General features: G+C 71.5%; 12 protein-coding genes. 8 read left to right on the top strand and 4 right to left on the bottom strand.

Features of this window, described 5'->3' with window-relative positions; translation table 11 throughout:
• Window positions 1–183: 183 nt before the first annotated feature.
• Window positions 184–1,191, bottom strand: coding sequence for an aldo/keto reductase (locus tag ACFCZ1_RS27655; protein ID WP_376680987.1), 1,008 nt, complete (start codon window positions 1,189–1,191; stop codon window positions 184–186).
• 82 nt (window positions 1,192–1,273) lie between these two features.
• Here ACFCZ1_RS27655 and ACFCZ1_RS27650 point away from each other — a divergent pair, with 82 nt between their 5' ends.
• The 6 genes from ACFCZ1_RS27650 to serA all read left to right on the top strand — a co-directional run bounded on the left by ACFCZ1_RS27650 (window position 1,274) and on the right by serA (window position 11,091).
• Window positions 1,274–2,230: a 2-hydroxyacid dehydrogenase gene (locus ACFCZ1_RS27650; RefSeq protein WP_376680986.1), complete on the top strand. Its 957-nt coding sequence runs from the start codon at window positions 1,274–1,276 to the stop codon at window positions 2,228–2,230.
• A gap of 278 nt (window positions 2,231–2,508) precedes the next feature.
• Window positions 2,509–5,388, top strand: a complete 2,880-nt coding sequence (locus ACFCZ1_RS27645; RefSeq protein ID WP_376680985.1) for a putative bifunctional diguanylate cyclase/phosphodiesterase — start codon at window positions 2,509–2,511, stop codon at window positions 5,386–5,388.
• A gap of 204 nt (window positions 5,389–5,592) precedes the next feature.
• Window positions 5,593–7,479, top strand: a complete 1,887-nt coding sequence (locus tag ACFCZ1_RS27640) for an acetolactate synthase large subunit (protein WP_376680984.1) — start codon at window positions 5,593–5,595, stop codon at window positions 7,477–7,479.
• Window positions 7,480–7,510: 31 nt separating this feature from the next.
• Complete coding sequence (gene ilvN / locus ACFCZ1_RS27635) at window positions 7,511–8,035, top strand: acetolactate synthase small subunit (protein WP_267824446.1); 525 nt, start codon at window positions 7,511–7,513, stop codon at window positions 8,033–8,035.
• Between the two features lie 181 nt (window positions 8,036–8,216).
• Window positions 8,217–9,218, top strand: a complete 1,002-nt coding sequence (gene ilvC / locus ACFCZ1_RS27630) for a ketol-acid reductoisomerase (RefSeq protein ID WP_376680983.1) — start codon at window positions 8,217–8,219, stop codon at window positions 9,216–9,218.
• Between the two features lie 283 nt (window positions 9,219–9,501).
• Window positions 9,502–11,091: a phosphoglycerate dehydrogenase gene (gene serA, locus ACFCZ1_RS27625; RefSeq protein ID WP_376680982.1), complete on the top strand. Its 1,590-nt coding sequence runs from the start codon at window positions 9,502–9,504 to the stop codon at window positions 11,089–11,091.
• An 89-nt stretch (window positions 11,092–11,180) separates the two neighbouring features.
• Here serA and ACFCZ1_RS27620 read toward each other — a convergent pair whose 3' ends face one another.
• Window positions 11,181–12,737, bottom strand: a complete 1,557-nt coding sequence (locus ACFCZ1_RS27620; protein ID WP_376680981.1) for an MFS transporter — start codon at window positions 12,735–12,737, stop codon at window positions 11,181–11,183.
• A 102-nt stretch (window positions 12,738–12,839) separates the two neighbouring features.
• Here ACFCZ1_RS27620 and ACFCZ1_RS27615 point away from each other — a divergent pair, with 102 nt between their 5' ends.
• Both ACFCZ1_RS27615 and sigJ read left to right on the top strand, forming a co-directional pair.
• The gene (locus ACFCZ1_RS27615) at window positions 12,840–13,439 is read left to right on the top strand and encodes a TetR/AcrR family transcriptional regulator (RefSeq protein WP_376680980.1); all 600 of its coding nucleotides are present in this window, start codon (window positions 12,840–12,842) and stop codon (window positions 13,437–13,439) included.
• A gap of 52 nt (window positions 13,440–13,491) precedes the next feature.
• Entirely contained in the window at window positions 13,492–14,439 is a 948-nt protein-coding gene (gene sigJ, locus ACFCZ1_RS27610; protein ID WP_376680979.1) for an RNA polymerase sigma factor SigJ, read from the top strand.
• A gap of 41 nt (window positions 14,440–14,480) precedes the next feature.
• On the opposite strand, the gene ACFCZ1_RS27605 is transcribed toward sigJ, so the two are convergent.
• Entirely contained in the window at window positions 14,481–15,455 is a 975-nt protein-coding gene (locus tag ACFCZ1_RS27605) for an NAD(P)-dependent alcohol dehydrogenase (protein ID WP_376680978.1), read from the bottom strand.
• Window positions 15,456–15,570: 115 nt separating this feature from the next.
• Window positions 15,571–16,788: a PucR family transcriptional regulator gene (locus ACFCZ1_RS27600; protein ID WP_376680977.1), complete on the bottom strand. Its 1,218-nt coding sequence runs from the start codon at window positions 16,786–16,788 to the stop codon at window positions 15,571–15,573.
• Window positions 16,789–16,862: the final 74 nt, after the last annotated feature.

Here is a 16,862-nt window from a genome sequence, read left to right as displayed (position 1 = left end):
CCCTTCCGGTGCTCCGATCCTGCCCCTTCACCCGTTTCAACAGCCGCAGAGGTTCCCGAAGTTCCACCACTCGTACACCCGATCGAGTGGTTGTGGGGCCCCCGGACCTGTCCCGGGCGGGCCCGTCCCGGACCCGGACCCGGACCCGGACCCGGACCCGGACCCGTTCCGGACCTGTCCCGATCAGTCCCAGGCTCCCACCGCGGCCGGAAGGGCCGCGATCTCGGCCAGGTCCCCCGCCGTGAGCCGCACCTGCGCGGCCCGCGCGTTCTCCGCCGCCCACCGCGCCCGGTCGGCCCCCGGCACCGGCACCACCTGCGGTCCCTGCGCCAGCACCCACGCCAGCGCCACCTGCGCGGCCGTGACCTCGGGCCCGTGCCGCCCCGCCACCCGCCGCAGCCCGGCCACCAGCGCCTGGTTCGACGCCATCGCGTGCGCCGTGAATCGCGGATGCCGGGCCCGCACGTCCTCCGACTCGAACCCCTCACCCGGGGTGAGCGTCCCCGTCAGGAACCCGCTGCCCAGCGGCATCGCCGCCAGGAAACCCACCCCGCGCGCCGCGCACCACGGCAGCAGTTGCCACGCCGCCTCCGGAGACCACACCGACAGCTCCGCCTGCACCGCGCTCACCGGGAACACCTGCTGCGCCCGTTCAAGGTGCCGCACAGTCGTCGCGTACGCCCGGTCCCCGCGCCGGCCGGCACCCGGCCCGGCCCCCGCGCCCAGCGCGCAGAAGCCGAGCGCCCGCACCTTGCCGGCGCCCACCAGCTCCGCCATCGCGCCCCAGGTCTCCTCCACCGGCACCTCCGGATCCACCCGGTGCAACTGGTAGAGGTCTATGACATCGGTCCGCAGCCGCCGCAGCGAGGCGTCGCAGGCCCGCCGCAGATAGCCGGGCCGGCCGTCGGCCACCACGTGCTGGTCGCCCGCCCGCAGCCCGACCTTGGCCGAGACGAACGCCTCGGACCGCCGCTCCCGCAGCACCCGCCCCAGCAGCAGCTCATTGGTGAACGGTCCGTACACGTCGGCCGTGTCCAGCAGGTTCGACCCCAGGTCCAGTGCCGTGTGCACCGCCGCCACCGACTCCTGCCCCCGCCGCCGCGAAGGCGCGTACGCCCAGCTCATCGGCATGCAGCCGAGCCCGACGGCGCCCACCGCCAGTGCTCCGGCCCCGATCGACCTGCGTTCCACCCGTGTGTCCCCCTCCCGCCGCTCGCGGTCCGGCAATCAAACTAACGGCTTGATCGCGATGGCTTGGCATAGCCTCGTGATCATGACTGCAAAGACCTGGGATGTCTGGCTCCCCTTCCCCGCCGCGGAGGTCGAGGGCCTGCCCGACTCCTTCCGCTACCGCCTGTGGGACGGCGAGGACGACTTCCCCGCCGACCCGGCCGACTGCGTCTTCTACGTGGCGCCGTACATGAAGGCCCCCGCGGTCACACTGCGTCCGCTGGCGGCGATGTCCGCCGTCCAGGTCGTCCAGACCCTGACCGCCGGCATCGACGACCTCGTCGGGGAGCCGGGCGGCCTCGGGGCCTTGCGTCCGGGCGTACGGCTGTGCAACGCCGTCGGGGTCCACACGGCCAGCACCGCCGAGCTCGCCCTCACCCTCGTCCTCGCCTCCCTGCGCGGGATTCCGGGCATGGTCCGCGGCCAGGACCGCGAGGAGTGGAGCTCCGGCTTCTACGACGCCCTCGCCGACAAGTCCGTCCTGGTCGTCGGCTACGGAGCGATCGGCTCGGCCGTCGAGGACCGGCTCGAGCCCTTCGAGTGCGGGCCGGTCGCCCGCGTCGCGCGCTCGGCGCGCACGGCGCCGCGCGGCCGGGTCCACGCCCTCGCCGACCTGCCCGAACTCCTGCCGCGGGCCGACGTGGTGATCCTCACCGTGCCGCTGACCGAATGCACCCGGGGCCTGGCCGGAGCCGAGTTCCTGAGCCGCATGAAGGACGGCGCCCTGCTCGTGAACGTCGCGCGCGGCCCCGTCGTGGACACCAAGTCCCTGCTGGCGGAAGTGGAGTCGGGCCGGCTGCGCGCGGCGCTGGACGTCACCGACCCCGAACCGCTGCCCGCGGGCCACCCGCTCTGGCATGCTCGGAATGTCCTGATCACGCCCCATGTGGGCGGCAGCAGTTCGGCCTTCGAGCCGCGGGCCAAGCGCATGGTCGCGCGCCAGCTCGCCCGGTTCGCCGCCGGGCAGCCCGTTGAGCACACGGTGCTGATCACCGAGTGACGCCCGTGGCGATGCGCACGCTCCGCAGTCGCCCGGATGCTTTCAGTGGGCCCAACTCCCTTGATGGTAACGGAGCGTAGAGAAGGTATGTCCCTGAGTAACGAAAGTGGTGTATCGTCCGGAAGAAGGGGCTGCGCCACGAACGTCTGGCGCTGGGGAGTGATCGGACACTTTGGGGGGCGACGGGCGATGCACGGCCAATGGACGAAGGATCCGACACGGCACAGCCGCCGGAGGCGACGATGGGGTGCGCCGGAAGCAGCTCGCGAGGGGGGCCGGTGAGTGCCCAGGGGGCGGCGCTCCTGAACCGCCCGTCCCTTTCGGGCGGAGGCAAGGGCCTGGCCATGCAACTGCTCCTCGCGGTGGTCAGCGGCGGTTACGCCGTCGGCGCCGCCCTCAACTGGGGGTCGGAGGAAGTCGCCGAGATCATGGGTGACTTCGGGCTCAGCGCCGCCGGGTTACTCGCCGCGGTCTCCTGCTACTCCTATGCGCGGGCGATCGACAGCCGTGAACGGCCCGCGTGGCTGCTCTTCGCCTTCTCCTCCCTCATGGGCGCCTGCGGCAACGCGGTCTGGGGCTGGTACGAGGTGATCCTCGGCCAGGCCGTGCCGAAGCCCTCGCTCGCCGACTTCGCTTTCCTCTGCTTCGCACCGCCGGCCATCGTGGGCCTCCTCGTCCTCGCCAAACGCCCGGTCACCCGCGCCGGCTGGGTGTGCCTCGGGCTCGACTCCTGGCTCATCGGCGGCTCCCTGCTCACCCTCTCCTGGAGCCTGGCCCTGGCCCACGCGGCGCGGACCGCCCAGTCCGGCGCCCCCGGCAGCGTGCCGCGCGCCGCGCTCTCCCTCGCCTACCCGCTCCTGGACATCGCGCTGGTCTCGATGGTCCTGGTCCTGCACTTCCGGCGGTCCGAGACCAACCGCTCCGCCGTCAACACCGCCATCGCCGCGCTCGCCCTCACCGTGCTCAGCGACGCCCTGTTCACCTCGCCGCTGCTGAGCGCGGAGTACCAGTCCGGACAGCTGCTCGACGCCGGCTGGTTCGCGGGCTCGCTGCTCCTCGCGTACGCGCCCTGGGGCGCCCGGCGCCTCCACCCCGGACCGGAGCCCGTCGGCCACTCGCGCGGGGAGCGCCCGCACAGCCGCCCCATCACCGGCTCACTGCCTGCCCTCACCCCGTACCTCGCGGCCGCCGTGTGCACCCTGGGCATCCTCTACAACGTCGTGGACGGCCGGAAGGTCGACCGGATGGTCGTCTTCACCGGCTGCACGGTCGTCCTCGCCCTCGTCATCCGCCAGGGCATCATGCTCCTCGACAACATCGCGCTGACCCAGGAACTGGCCCAGAAGGAGAACCACTTCCGCTCCCTGGTCCAGGGCTCCAGCGATGTCATCATGATCGCCGCGCCCACCGGGACCCTGCACTACGTGAGCCCCGCCGCCGCAGGGGTCTACGGCCGCGAGGCGGAGGAGCTGGTCGGCACCGAGCTTGCCGCCCTGATCCACCCCGACGACCTCGGCAAGGTGGTCCACGAGGTGCGCCGCTTCCTCGCCGCGCCGCCGGCCCAGGAGCCCACCACGCGCATCGAATGCCGCTTCAAGTCGGGCGACGGCGAATGGCTCAACGTGGAGTCCACCGTCAACCGCCACCAGGGCGGGCTCATCCTCAACAGCCGGGACGTCACCGAGCGGGTCCGCCTCCAGGCCCAGCTCCAGCACAGCGCCGAGCACGATCCGCTGACCGACCTGCCCAACCGGGCACTGTTCACGCGGCGGGTCCGCCAGGCCCTGACCGGCCGGCGCGCGGGGGACCACAGCACCGCCGTGCTCTTCATCGACCTCGACGGCTTCAAGGCGGTCAACGACACCATCGGCCACCAGGCCGGCGACGAGCTGCTCGTCGAGGCCGCGCGCAGGCTCCAGGACTCGGTCCGGGCCGGGGACACCGCCGCCCGCCTCGGCGGCGACGAGTTCGCCGCGCTGATCCTCGGCGACGGCAGCCGGGGCCGCAGCGCCCGCGAGCACCAGGCGCGCGAGATCGCCGACCGGCTGCGCACCACCCTCTCCCAGCCGTACCGGATCGCGGGCAACGAGGTCCGGGTCGCCGCCAGCATCGGCGTGGCCTTCGCCGACCCCGGCATCACCCCTTCGGACCTGATGCGCAACGCGGATCTCGCGATGTACCGCGCCAAGGCGGGAGGCAAGGACCGCGTCGAGATGTACGCGCCGCAGATGCAGGCCGAAATCGTCCGGAAGGCCGAACTGGCGGGGCGGCTGCGGACCGCACTGCACGAGGGCGAGTTCGCCCTGCTGCACCAGCCCGTCGTCTCGCTGGCCACCGGTGAGGTGTCCGCCGTCGTCGCGCAGGCCCGCTGGCGTTCGGCCCAGGGCATCCTCTTCACCCCCGCGGAGTTCCTCCGGGTGGCGGAGTACAGCGAGGGGTCCGCGGCCGCGGCCGGCAAGGACGCGGCACGGACCGCCGAGCTGGGGCGCTGGCTGCTGGAGCAGGCCGTGGAGCAGGCGGCCGACCGCCACCGGGCCGGGCACGGCGTCCCCGTGGCCGTCCGGATGACCGCCCAGCGGCTCCTCGACCGGGCCATGCCGCTGGGCTGTGTGGAGGCCCTGCTGACCAGGCACGGACTGCCCTCCGGGGCTCTGGTCCTGGAGCTGGCCGTTTCCGATCCCAGAGTGCCCTTCGACGACCTGGAGCGCCGCCTGACGGCCCTGCAACGGCTCGGGGTGGGAATCGCCCTGGACGGCTTCGGCAGCGGCTACGCGGCGATCAGCGCCCTGCGCCGCCTTCCGGTGGACATGCTCAAGCTGGACCGCGGGCTGGTGGAGGGCGTCGTCGAGTCCGCCCGCCTCCACAAGATCACCGCAGGTCTGTTGCGGATCGCAAACGACCTGGGCATGCGGTCCGTGGCCGACGGGGTGGACCTGCCCGAACAGGTCATGGCCCTGCGCGCCATGGGGTGCACCCACGGCCAGGGAATGGCTTTCTCCGGGCCACTGGACGAATACAGGCTGCGGCGTGCGCTCGTGCGCGGTAGTTTCCCAGTACCGGGTGGTGCGGTGCAGCCCGCCCTGGCCGGTGGTTCGCCCGGGGGATCGATGGCCATCCACAGAGGCTCACATAATGAGACGCCCGTCCCACCTACTTGACATCACCCTCCCGCCGGAGGGAGGGTCAATGCCATGCGCACCCGAATTCTCGTACTTGGAAAGCGCGTCGGCTGAAGCCGGGACCAGCATGTCCCCGCTCAACGCACCCGACGCGCTCCCCTCGCTTGCCTCCCGGCACGAGGGGTTTTTTGTTGCACTGGCACAGAGTCGAATCCGCGTAAAACCCTCAGCTTCGAGAAGAGAATGCCGATGACCGAGCAGGCCACCGGGGCCCACCATCCGCAGCCGCGGCCCCGTTCCGGCGGACAGCAGTCCGCCGCAGTTGAGCACGTCACGGGCGCGCAGTCCCTCATCCGCTCTCTCGAAGAGGTGGGGTGCGACACCGTCTTCGGCATTCCGGGAGGCGCCATCCTTCCCGCGTACGACCCGATGATGGACTCCAAGAAGGTCCGTCACATCCTGGTCCGCCACGAGCAGGGGGCCGGCCACGCCGCCACCGGCTACGCGCAGGCCACCGGGAAGGTCGGCGTCTGCATGGCCACGTCCGGTCCGGGCGCCACGAACCTGGTCACCCCGATCGCCGACGCGCACATGGACTCCGTCCCGCTCGTCGCGATCACCGGCCAGGTCTCCTCCAAGGCGATCGGCACCGACGCCTTCCAGGAGGCGGACATCGTCGGCATCACGATGCCGATCACCAAGCACAACTTCCTGGTCACCAAGGCCGAGGACATCCCGCGGACGATCGCCGAGGCCTTCCACATCGCCTCCACCGGCCGCCCCGGCCCGGTCCTGGTCGACATCGCCAAGGACGCCCTGCAGGCGAAGACCACCTTCTCGTGGCCGCCCTCCCAGGACCTCCCCGGTTACCGGCCGGTCACCAAGCCGCACGCCAAGCAGATCCGCGAGGCCGCCAAGCTCATCTGCCAGGCCAAGCGCCCGGTCCTGTACGTCGGCGGCGGCGTCATGAAGTCCGGCGCGACCGCCGAACTGAAGGTCCTGGCCGAGCTGACCGGCGTCCCGGTCACCACCACCCTGATGGCGCTGGGCTCCTTCCCCGACAGCCACCCGCTGCACGTCGGCATGCCCGGCATGCACGGTGCCGTCACCGCCGTCACCGCCCTGCAGAAGTCGGACCTGCTGATCGCGCTCGGCACCCGCTTCGACGACCGCGTCACCGGCAAGCTGGACAGCTTCGCCCCGTTCGCCAAGGTCATCCACGCGGACATCGACCCGGCCGAGATCGGCAAGAACCGCGAGGTCGACGTGCCGATCGTGGGCGACGCCCGCGAGGTCATCGCCGACCTGATCCAGGCCGTCCAGGCCGAGCACACCGAGGGCAACGCGGGCGACTACACCGCCTGGTGGAACGACCTCAACCGCTGGCGCGACACGTACCCGCTGGGCTACGACCTGCCCGCGGACGGCAGCCTCTCGCCCCAGCAGGTCATCGAGCGGATCGGGGCGCTCGCGCCGAAGAGCACGGTCTTCGCGGCCGGCGTCGGCCAGCACCAGATGTGGGCCTCGCACTTCGTCAAGTACGAGGAGCCCCGCACCTGGCTGAACTCCGGCGGCGCCGGAACCATGGGCTACGCGGTCCCGGCCGCGATGGGTGCCAAGGTCGGCATGCCCGAGCGCACGGTCTGGGCGATCGACGGCGACGGCTGCTTCCAGATGACCAATCAGGAACTGGTCACCTGCGCGCTGAACAACATCCCGATCAAGGTCGCGATCATCAACAACGGCGCGCTGGGCATGGTCCGCCAGTGGCAGACCCTGTTCTACAACCAGCGCTACTCGAACACCGTCCTCCACGCGGACGAGACCGGCCACGACACGGTCGGCTCCCAGCTCGGCGAGTCGACGGCCCCCCGCAAGGGCACCCGCGTCCCGGACTTCGTCAAGCTGGCCGAGGCCATGGGCTGTGTCGCCCTGCGCTGCGAGGACCCGGCCGACCTCGACAAGGTCATCGCCGAGGCCAACGCGATCAACGACCGTACGGTGGTCATCGACTTCATCGTCCACGAGGACGCCATGGTGTGGCCGATGGTCGCCGCCGGCACCTCCAACGACGAAGTCATGGCAGCCCGGGGCGTCCGTCCCGACTTCGGCGACAACGAAGACGACTGAGCCGAGAGAGCCGAGAGAGAGAACGCCTCACATGTCCAAGCACACGCTCTCCGTCCTGGTCGAGAACACGCCCGGCATCCTCGCCCGGATCGCCGCGCTGTTCTCCCGCCGCGGGTTCAACATCGACTCCCTCGCGGTCGGTGTCACGGAGCACCCCGACATCTCCCGCATCACCATCGTCGTGAACGTCGAGGACCTCCCGCTGGAGCAGGTGACCAAGCAGCTCAACAAGCTGGTCAACGTGCTCAAGATCGTCGAGCTGGAGTCGCACAACGCGATCGAGCGCGAACTCGTCCTGGTGAAGGTCCGGGCCGACAACGAGACCCGGTCGCAGATCGTCGAGATCGTCCAGCTGTTCCGCGCCAAGACGGTCGACGTCTCCCCGGAGGCCGTCACCATCGAGGCCACCGGCGGCACCGACAAGCTCGGCGCGATGCTCAAGATGCTGGAGCCCTTCGGCATCAAGGAGCTCGTGCAGTCCGGCACGATCGCCATAGGGCGTGGCGGACGGTCCATCACGGACCGCAGCCTGCGGGCGCTCGACCGCAGCGCCTGAGGCGCCTGAGGGGCCCGACGCCCGGCACGCACGACCTGTCCGGCGCGCCCGCGACGTCGGACGCAACAGACACGCAAGACACGTCGGACACGCTCAAGCCCGCATGGCGAGACCGACAGACCCAGATACCGTTCCCCGCCGTACGGTGGGTGCAACACCAGCGCACCAAGGAGATATCCCAGTGGCCGAGCTGTTCTACGAGAACGACGCCGACCTGTCCATCATCCAGGGCCGCAAGGTCGCGGTCATCGGTTACGGCAGCCAGGGCCACGCCCACGCGCTGTCGCTCCGTGACTCCGGCGTCGACGTCGTCGTCGGCCTGAAGGAGGGCTCGAAGTCCAAGGCCAAGGCCGAGGAGCAGGGCCTGAAGGTCGTCCCCGTGGCCGAGGCCGCCGAGTGGGCGAACGTCATCATGATCCTGACCCCGGACCCGCTCCAGGCCGAGATCTACGAGGAGTCCATCAAGGACCACCTCAAGGACGGCGACGCGCTGTTCTTCGGCCACGGCTTCAACGTCCGCTACGGCTTCATCAAGCCCCCGGCCAACGTGGACGTCGCCCTCGTCGCCCCGAAGGGCCCGGGCCACCTGGTTCGCCGTCAGTACGAGGAGGGCCGCGGCGTTCCGTGCATCGCGGCCGTCGAGCAGGACCACTCCGGCAACGCCTTCGCCCTTGCGCTCTCGTACGCGGCCGGCATCGGCGGCACCCGCGCCGGCGTCATCAAGACCACCTTCACCGAGGAGACCGAGACCGACCTGTTCGGTGAGCAGGCCGTCCTCTGCGGTGGCGCCTCCGCCCTCGTCAAGGCCGGTTTCGAGACCCTGACCGAGGCCGGCTACCAGCCGGAGATCGCGTACTTCGAGTGCCTGCACGAGCTGAAGCTCATCGTCGACCTCATGTACGAGGGCGGCCTGGAGAAGATGCGCTGGTCGGTCTCCGAGACCGCCGAGTGGGGCGACTACATCACCGGCCCCCGCATCATCACCGACGCCACCAAGGCCGAGATGAAGAAGGTCCTCGCGGAGATCCAGAGCGGCGAGTTCGCCAACACCTGGATGGCCGAGTACAAGGCCGGTCTGCCCAAGTACAACGAGTACAAGAAGGCCGACGAGGCGCACCTGCTGGAGACCACCGGCAAGAAGCTGCGCAAGCTCATGAGCTGGGTCGACAGCAGCGAGAACTGATCGCGTGTGCGCGGGGGCCGGGGCGGCGCGTCCCGGCCCCGCCGCACAGCACGGACGGCCGGGAAGGCCGGGCACGCGGCATCTGCGGGCCCGCCTTGTCCACCTCGGCCAACCACGGAAGGGTGATCCTTCCGTACAGGCGGAAATCCGGCCCGCCGGCGCCACTACACTGCTCAACACATACGCGTCAGGCCCACAGTGTCGTGCGTCTTCCACGCGGCTACCCCCTCCACCGCCTGCGGCCGTCGGGACGGCCGTCCGCACTGGACTTGTGAGGACCCACGTGAGCTCGAAACCTGTCGTACTCATCGCCGAAGAGCTGTCGCCCGCCACCGTCGAGGCGCTCGGCCCGGACTTCGAGATCCGGCACTGCAACGGCGCCGACCGCGCCGAGCTGCTCCCCGCGATCGTCGACGCCGACGCGATCCTCGTCCGCTCCGCGACCAAGGTCGACGCCGAGGCCATCGCCGTCGCCAAGAAGCTGCGGGTCGTCGCCCGGGCCGGCGTCGGTCTGGACAACGTCGACGTCTCCGCCGCCACCAAGGCCGGCGTGATGGTCGTCAACGCGCCGACCTCGAACATCGTGACCGCGGCCGAGCTCGCCTGCGGCCTGCTCGTCGCCACCGCCCGCAACATCCCGCAGGCCAACACCGCCCTGAAGAACGGTGAGTGGAAGCGGAACAAGTACACGGGTGTCGAGCTCAGCGAGAAGACCCTCGGCGTCGTCGGCCTCGGCCGCATCGGCGTCCTGGTCGCCCAGCGCATGTCGGCCTTCGGGATGAAGGTCGTCGCGTACGACCCCTACGTACAGCCCGCGCGCGCCGCCCAGATGGGCGTCAAGATGCTGACGCTGGACGAGCTCCTGGAGGTCGCCGACTTCATCACCGTGCACCTGCCCAAGACCCCCGAGACCCTCGGTCTCATCGGGGACGAGGCCCTGCACAAGGTGAAGCCGACCGTCCGCATCGTCAACGCCGCCCGTGGCGGGATCGTGGACGAGGCCGCGCTGTACTCGGCCATCAAGGAAGGACGCGTCGCCGGCGCCGGCCTCGACGTGTACGCGAAGGAGCCCTGCACGGACTCCCCGCTCTTCGAGCTCGACCAGGTGGTCTGCACCCCGCACCTCGGCGCGTCCACGGACGAGGCCCAGGAGAAGGCCGGTGTCTCGGTCGCCAAGTCGGTGCGCCTCGCCCTCGCCGGTGAGCTCGTGCCGGACGCGGTCAACGTCCAGGGCGGCGTCATCGCCGAGGACGTACGCCCGGGCCTGCCGCTCGCCGAGAAGCTCGGCCGCATCTTCACCGCCCTCGCGGGCGAGGTCGCGGTCCGCCTCGACGTCGAGGTCTGCGGCGAGATCACCCAGCACGACGTCAAGGTGCTCGAACTCTCCGCGCTCAAGGGTGTCTTCGAGGACGTCGTCGACGAGACGGTCTCCTACGTCAACGCCCCGCTGTTCGCGCAGGAGCGCGGCGTCGAGGTCCGCCTGACCACCAGCTCCGAGTCCCCGGACCACCGCAACGTGGTGACCGTCCGCGGCACCCTGTCGGACGGCCAGGAGGTCTCGGTCTCCGGCACGCTCGCCGGCCCGAAGCACCTCCAGAAGATCGTCGGCGTCGGCGAGTACGACGTGGACCTGGCGCTCGCCGACCACATGGTCGTGCTGCGCTACACCGACCGCCCGGGCGTGGTCGGCACCGTCGGCCGCGTCCTCGGTGAAGGCGGCCTGAACATCGCGGGCATGCAGGTCGCCCGCGCCGAGGAGCACGGCGAGGCGCTCGCCGTCCTCACCGTCGACGCCGAGGTCCCGGCGAACGTCCTCGCGGACATCGCCTCCGAGATCGGCGCCGTCTCGGCGCGCACGGTCAGCCTCGGCTGATCGGCTGAACGGCTGAAACACAGGGGAAGGGCCCGGGGGAGACCCCCGGGCCCTTCCGCGTTCCTCTGCCCGCCCCGCACCGGCCGGGATCAGGTGTACGTCGGCTCCTGCGCGCCGTCCCCCGCAGCCGGGGCCCGCTCCGCCGTGGGCGTGGCGGGTGCCTCCACACCCCGCATCAGAGCCGTGGCGAGTACGGCCGCCGCGAGCAGCAGCGCCGTGGCGCCCCAGGCCGCGTACTGCATTCCGTGGACGAAGGCCTCGCGGGCCAGGGCGAGGACCTGCTCGCCGGCCGCCCCGCCGAGCTGGTGGGCGGTGGCCACGGCGCCGCCGAGGGTTTCCCGTACCGCGGGCTCGGAGTCCGCCAGGTCGCCGCGGTAGACCGCGGTGCCCAGGCTGCCGAGGACCGCCATGCCGAGGGCGCCGCCGAACTCCTGGCCCGTCTCCAGCAGGGAGGCGGCCGAACCGGCCTTCTCGGCGGGGGCCGAGGCGAGTGCCATGTCCGAGACCAGCGACATGATGGTCACGATGCCCGAGGCCAGTACGCCGGCGCCGGTCAGGAGCAGCCACAGGGAGTCGGTTCCGACCATGCCGACCAGGGCGAATCCGGCGGCGGCGAGGACGAACCCGCCGGCGATGACGTAGGCCCGCTCCGTCTTCTGGGCCAGGGCGGCGGAGACGGGGGCCGCGGCGCCGATGACCACCGAGGGCGCGAGGCTCCACAGGGCGGCCTCCAGGGTGCCCATGCCGAGCACGGACTGCAGGTACTGGGTGGTGAAGTAGGCCGATCCCATCATGGCGAACGCGGCGATCGTGTTGAGGCCGACGCCGGCACCGAAGCCGCGGCCCCGGAACAGCGCCCGGCTGACCATGGCGTCGTCGCGGGTGCGCTGACGGCGGACGAAGACGTAGCCGAAGACCAGGCCGGCCAGCAGGCAGCCGAGGTAGAGCGGCTCGAAGCCCTCGGCGGCGATCTCCTTGAGCCCGTAGACGACCGGGAGCACGGCGGCCATGGACAACGGGACGGACAGCAGGTCGAAGCGGCCGGGGGCAGGGTCCTTGAACTCGGGGACCAGCACGGGGACCAGGATCAGCAGGAGCAGCATCGCGGGCACGTTGATGAGGAAGACGGAGCCCCAGTAGAAGTGGTTCAGCATCACACCGCTCAGCACCGAGCCCAGCGCGATGCCGCCGGTCATGGCCCCGGACCAGATGGCGATGGCCTTGCCGCGCTGCTTGTCGTCCTGGAAGAGGTTGCGTACGAGGGCCAGCGTGGAGGGCATCAGGGTCGCGCCGCCGATGCCGAGCAGGACGCGGCAGGCGATGAGCATCTCGGCGCTCGTGGCGTACCCGGCGCCGATCGAGGCGAGGCCGAAGGCGGTCGCGCCGATCAGCAGCAGCTTGCGGCGGCCGATCCGGTCACCGAGCGATCCCATCGTGATCAGCAGACCGGAAAGGGCGAAGGCGTAGCTGTCGAAGATCCACAGCTGCTGGGTGGCGCTCGGGTCCAGCTGCTCGGTGATGGCGGGGATGGCGAAGTAGAGGACGGAGACGTCCATCGAGACCAGGAGCAGTGGCAGCACGAGGACGGTGAAGGCGGTCCATTCGCGGCGGCCGGCGAGGCGCGCTGTGGCGGCGGGGTTCGTCATGAGAAGCAATGTACATCCGTCATAAACGTTTGTCTATGACGGATGTATAGAACGCTTGTCTGGAACTTCCGTCTATGACGCCCGTCTTGCTACGGTGGCGGCATGGGACATCGTGAGGATCTGCTCGAAGGCGCCAAGAAGTGCCTGGTCGAGAAGGGTTTCGTGCGCACCACGGCGCGCGACATCGTGAAGGTTTCGGGCGCGAACCTGGCCTCCATCGGCTACCACTACGGCTCGAAGGACGCCCTGCTCACCGAGGCGTTCATCGCCTTGATGCAGGAGCTGGGCGCCGGCTTCCAGGAAGGCGTGCAGGGCGAGGGCGGCTCGCTGGAACGGTTCCACGCGGTCTGGCAGGGCTTCCTGACCCACCGGGAGGAAGCCGGTCCGGTCTGGGCGGCCAGCCTGGAGGTCGCGCTGGCCCGCGACCGGATGCCGGATCTGCGCGCGATGCTCGCGGCCTCGCAGGCCGAGGGGCGCCGCGGCCTGATCGCGATGCTGACCGGCACCCCCGAGGAGGAGATCACCGAGCGGGAGGAACGGACGCTGGGTGCCTTCTACCAGGCGCTGCTGAACGGCCTGATGATCCAGTGGCTGTTCGATCCGAAGACCGCGGCGAGCGCGGAGGAGTTCACCGAGGGCATGCGGGCGGCGTCCGAGGCGCTGACCCGTTCTCCGGCGAAGGCCTCCGGGGACCGGGAGTGACGGGGGACCCGGAGCAAGCGGAGTCCCCTGAGGCGCGTGGCATGCTACGGATATGACCACGGAGTCCACGGGGCGCACGGAAGCCAGGGAAGCCACGGAAGCCGGGGAAACCACGGCGTCCGCCGCGGAGTTCGAGGCGCACCGGCCCCGGCTCTTCTCGCTCGCCTACCGGATGCTCGGCTCTGCGAGCGAGGCCGAGGACGTCGTGCAGGACGCGTACCTGCGCTGGAGCGGTGCTGCCTCCGGCTCCGTCCTCGCCCCGGCCGCCTGGCTGACCAAGGTCGTGACGAACCTCTGCCTCAACCGGCTCACCTCGGCCCGTGCCCGGCGGGAGACGTACGTCGGGCCCTGGCTGCCCGAGCCGGTGCTCACCCACGCCGGCGCCGCCGAACCGCTCGGCCCGCTGGAGAGCATCGTGCAGCGCGAGTCGGTCTCGCTCGCGCTGCTCACCCTCATGGAGCGGCTCACTCCCGCCGAACGTGCGGTGTTCGTGCTCCGCGAGGCCTTCGGGCACAGCCACCGGGAGGTCGCCGGGGCGGTGGGCATCGAGGAGGCCCACTCGCGGCAGCTCCACCGCCGGGCCCGAGAACGGCTCGGTCACCCGCGAAGGCGCTTCGACGTCGACGAGAGACAGCGCACGAAGATCGTCGAGCGCTTCTTCGCCGCCGCCCTCCAAGGCGACGTGGCCGGCCTTGAGCGGCTGCTCGCCGACGAGGTGGTCGCCTGGTCCGACGGAGGCGGCCAGGTGTCGGCGGCACGTCGGCCGGTGACCGGACGCGCCAAGGTGCTCCGCTATCTGCTGGGCATGGGCTCCCGGCCCCAGACGGCGTTCCTCACCTTCGAGTTCGGCGAGGCGAACGGCGAGCCGGCGGCCCTCATCCTCGCGGACGGGGCGCTGGCCGGAGTCCTCGTCCCCGAGGTCCGGGAGGGCCTGGTCGTCGGCGTCCGCACGGTCCTGAGCCCCGGCAAACTCGCCTTCGCCGCGGGGCAGCTGGCGTGAGGAGCGGACCACCGGCGCCGAAGAGGGCGCCGGGCGGTCCGTCAGACGGTGACGACGACCTTCGCGCGGGCGTGCTCCACCTCCACGTACCGGATGGCCGCGGCGACGTCGGGGAGCGGGTAGGTCCGGTCGACGACCGGGGCGAGGTCACCTCGCTCGACGAGTTCCCTCAGCGCGGCCAGGTTCTTCCTGTCCGGCGTCGCCGTGAGGACGAGCAGGCGCTGGCTGACGAACCGGGACAGCATCCACCCTCTGACGAGGAGCCCCATCGGCCCGACCAGGCTGCCGCCACCGGACACCCCGCCACCGGACAGGACGAGCGTCCCCGAGGGGGTCAGCGCGCGCCGGCACTCGGCCAGCGAACGGTTCCCCACCAGGTCGAACACCACGTCGTAGCGGGGGCCGCCGAGGGTGAAGTCCTCGCGGGTGTAGTCGACGACGTGATCCGCGCCGAGCGACCGGACCAGCTCCGCGTTCTTCGTACTGCACACCCCGGTCACCTCCGCGCCGAACGCCTTGGCGATCTGGACGGCGAAGGTCCCCACCCCGCCTGACGCCCCGTTGACCAGAACCCTGTCTCCCGGCCGCACCCGCGCCAGATCGCGAAGGCCCATGAGTGCGGTGTTGCCCGCCAGCGGCAGCGCGGCCGCCTGTTCGAACGTCAGGCCGTCCGGCTTCGGCTCCACGACGGCCTGGGAGGCGCACACGTACTCGGCGAACGCCCCGTCGGCCTCGCCGAACACCTCGTCACCGGGGCGCAGCCGCGTGACGTCCCTGCCCACCGCCTCCACCCGGCCCGCGAAGTCCGTGCCCCGGATCCTCTCCTTCGGCGCGCGCAGCCCCAGCACCAGTCTGGCCAGGTACGGATCGCCCCGCATGAGGTGCCAGTCGCGCGCGTTGACCGCGGCCGCGCGGACCCGGACCAGCACCTCGCCGTCGGCGACGACCGGCTTGTCGACCTCCCTGAGCTCCAGCACGTCGGGTGAGCCGTACCGGTCCTGGACGATCGCCTTCATCAGACCTCCGTTCGGCTGACCTGGAGGCCAACGCTGTTGGAGAAGGTAGGCGACTCGTGCCGGTGCGGACATCGGGGACAGCCCCTAGGTGTGCCCCGGATCCGAAGGGCACGGCTCAGGCCATGCGGGCGGCCTTCAGGGCCATGTGGAGGAGCAGCCGGTCCTCGCCCTCGTCCAGGTCGAGTCCGGTGAGCTGCTCCACCCGGGCGAGGCGGTAGTACAGCGTCTGGCGGTGGATGCCCAGGGCCGCCGCCGCGCGGCCCGCCTGGCCGGCGCAGTCGAGGAACACCTCCGCGGTACGGGAGAGTTCGCGGTGGGCCGGGCTCAGCAGGGCGCGCGTCGCCGGGTCGTCCACCGGGTCGGCGGCCACGGCGGCCAGCAGCCGGTACGGGCCGATCGCCGACCACTGGGCGACGGGGCCGAACCGGGGTTGCGCGGCGGCCGCCCGGGCCGCCGCGACGGCCTGCTCCCACGCGTCGGGCAGCGCCGCGAGGGTGCGGACGGGATCGGCGACCCCGGCGGTCACGGTCCTCGGGGCCGCCGCGGCGTCCGCCGCGGGCGCCGGCGCGCGCGGCAGCAGCCGCGCGACCGCCGTCAGGGCCGGAGCCAGTGCGTCCGTCGAGCGCAGCCGGAGCAGCACCGCCAGCGCCAGACCGCCCCCGCCCGCGGTGCCACCCGTGCCCGTGCCCGCGGCCCCGCCCGCGTGAGCGCCGCCGCGCCGCGGTACGACGCACAGCGCCGCCGCGCCCGGCACCGACGGCGGAGCCTCCCCGGACCACGGCGCCACGCACACCGCCGCGTGCAGCCCGTCCCCGCCCGGGCCGAGGGCGACCCGCAGCGCGGCCACCGCCATGTCCTGCTGCCAGCCCCGCGCGGCCGTGAGCACCGCCTGGAACTCCCGCGACAGGTCCGCCCCCGCCTTCGCCTCCTCGGCCAGCAGGACCCCGATCCGCTGGGCCACCTCCATGGCCGCGGCCAGTTCCGCCGGGCCCGGCCCCGGCTCCTGGTCGAGGAGCCACACGTACCCCTGCACGATGCCCCGGAAGCGCACCGGCAGGCAGATCCGCCCCCGGAACACCCCGGCCTCGGGCGCCGCCGGGATGTGGACCGGCCCGGTGGCGCGGGCGATGCCGAAGCCCTCGAACCAGGAGCGGACGGCCGCGGTCGACTGGCGGGTCAGGATCGAGCGGGTCCGTACCGGGTCCATCGCCTGATCGTCGTCGCTGTCGTGGGCGCCGAAGGCGATGAGCCGGAAGTCCCGGTTCTCCAGGGTCGCCGGGGCGCCGAGCAGCGCGGAGATCTCGTCCACCAGGTCCTGGTAATCGCCCTTCACCCCAGCATTCTCCCACCCTCGCAGAGGCTCTTCAGACAGATGTATGAGATCGGGGCCACGGATGCGTGACAGCT

This window comes from Streptomyces sp. NPDC056224 (assembly GCF_042267665.1).
Lineage (GTDB): Bacteria > Actinomycetota > Actinomycetes > Streptomycetales > Streptomycetaceae > Streptomyces.
Note: the sequence above shows the minus strand (reverse complement) of the source record. Positions and strands in the feature narration are given on the sequence as shown.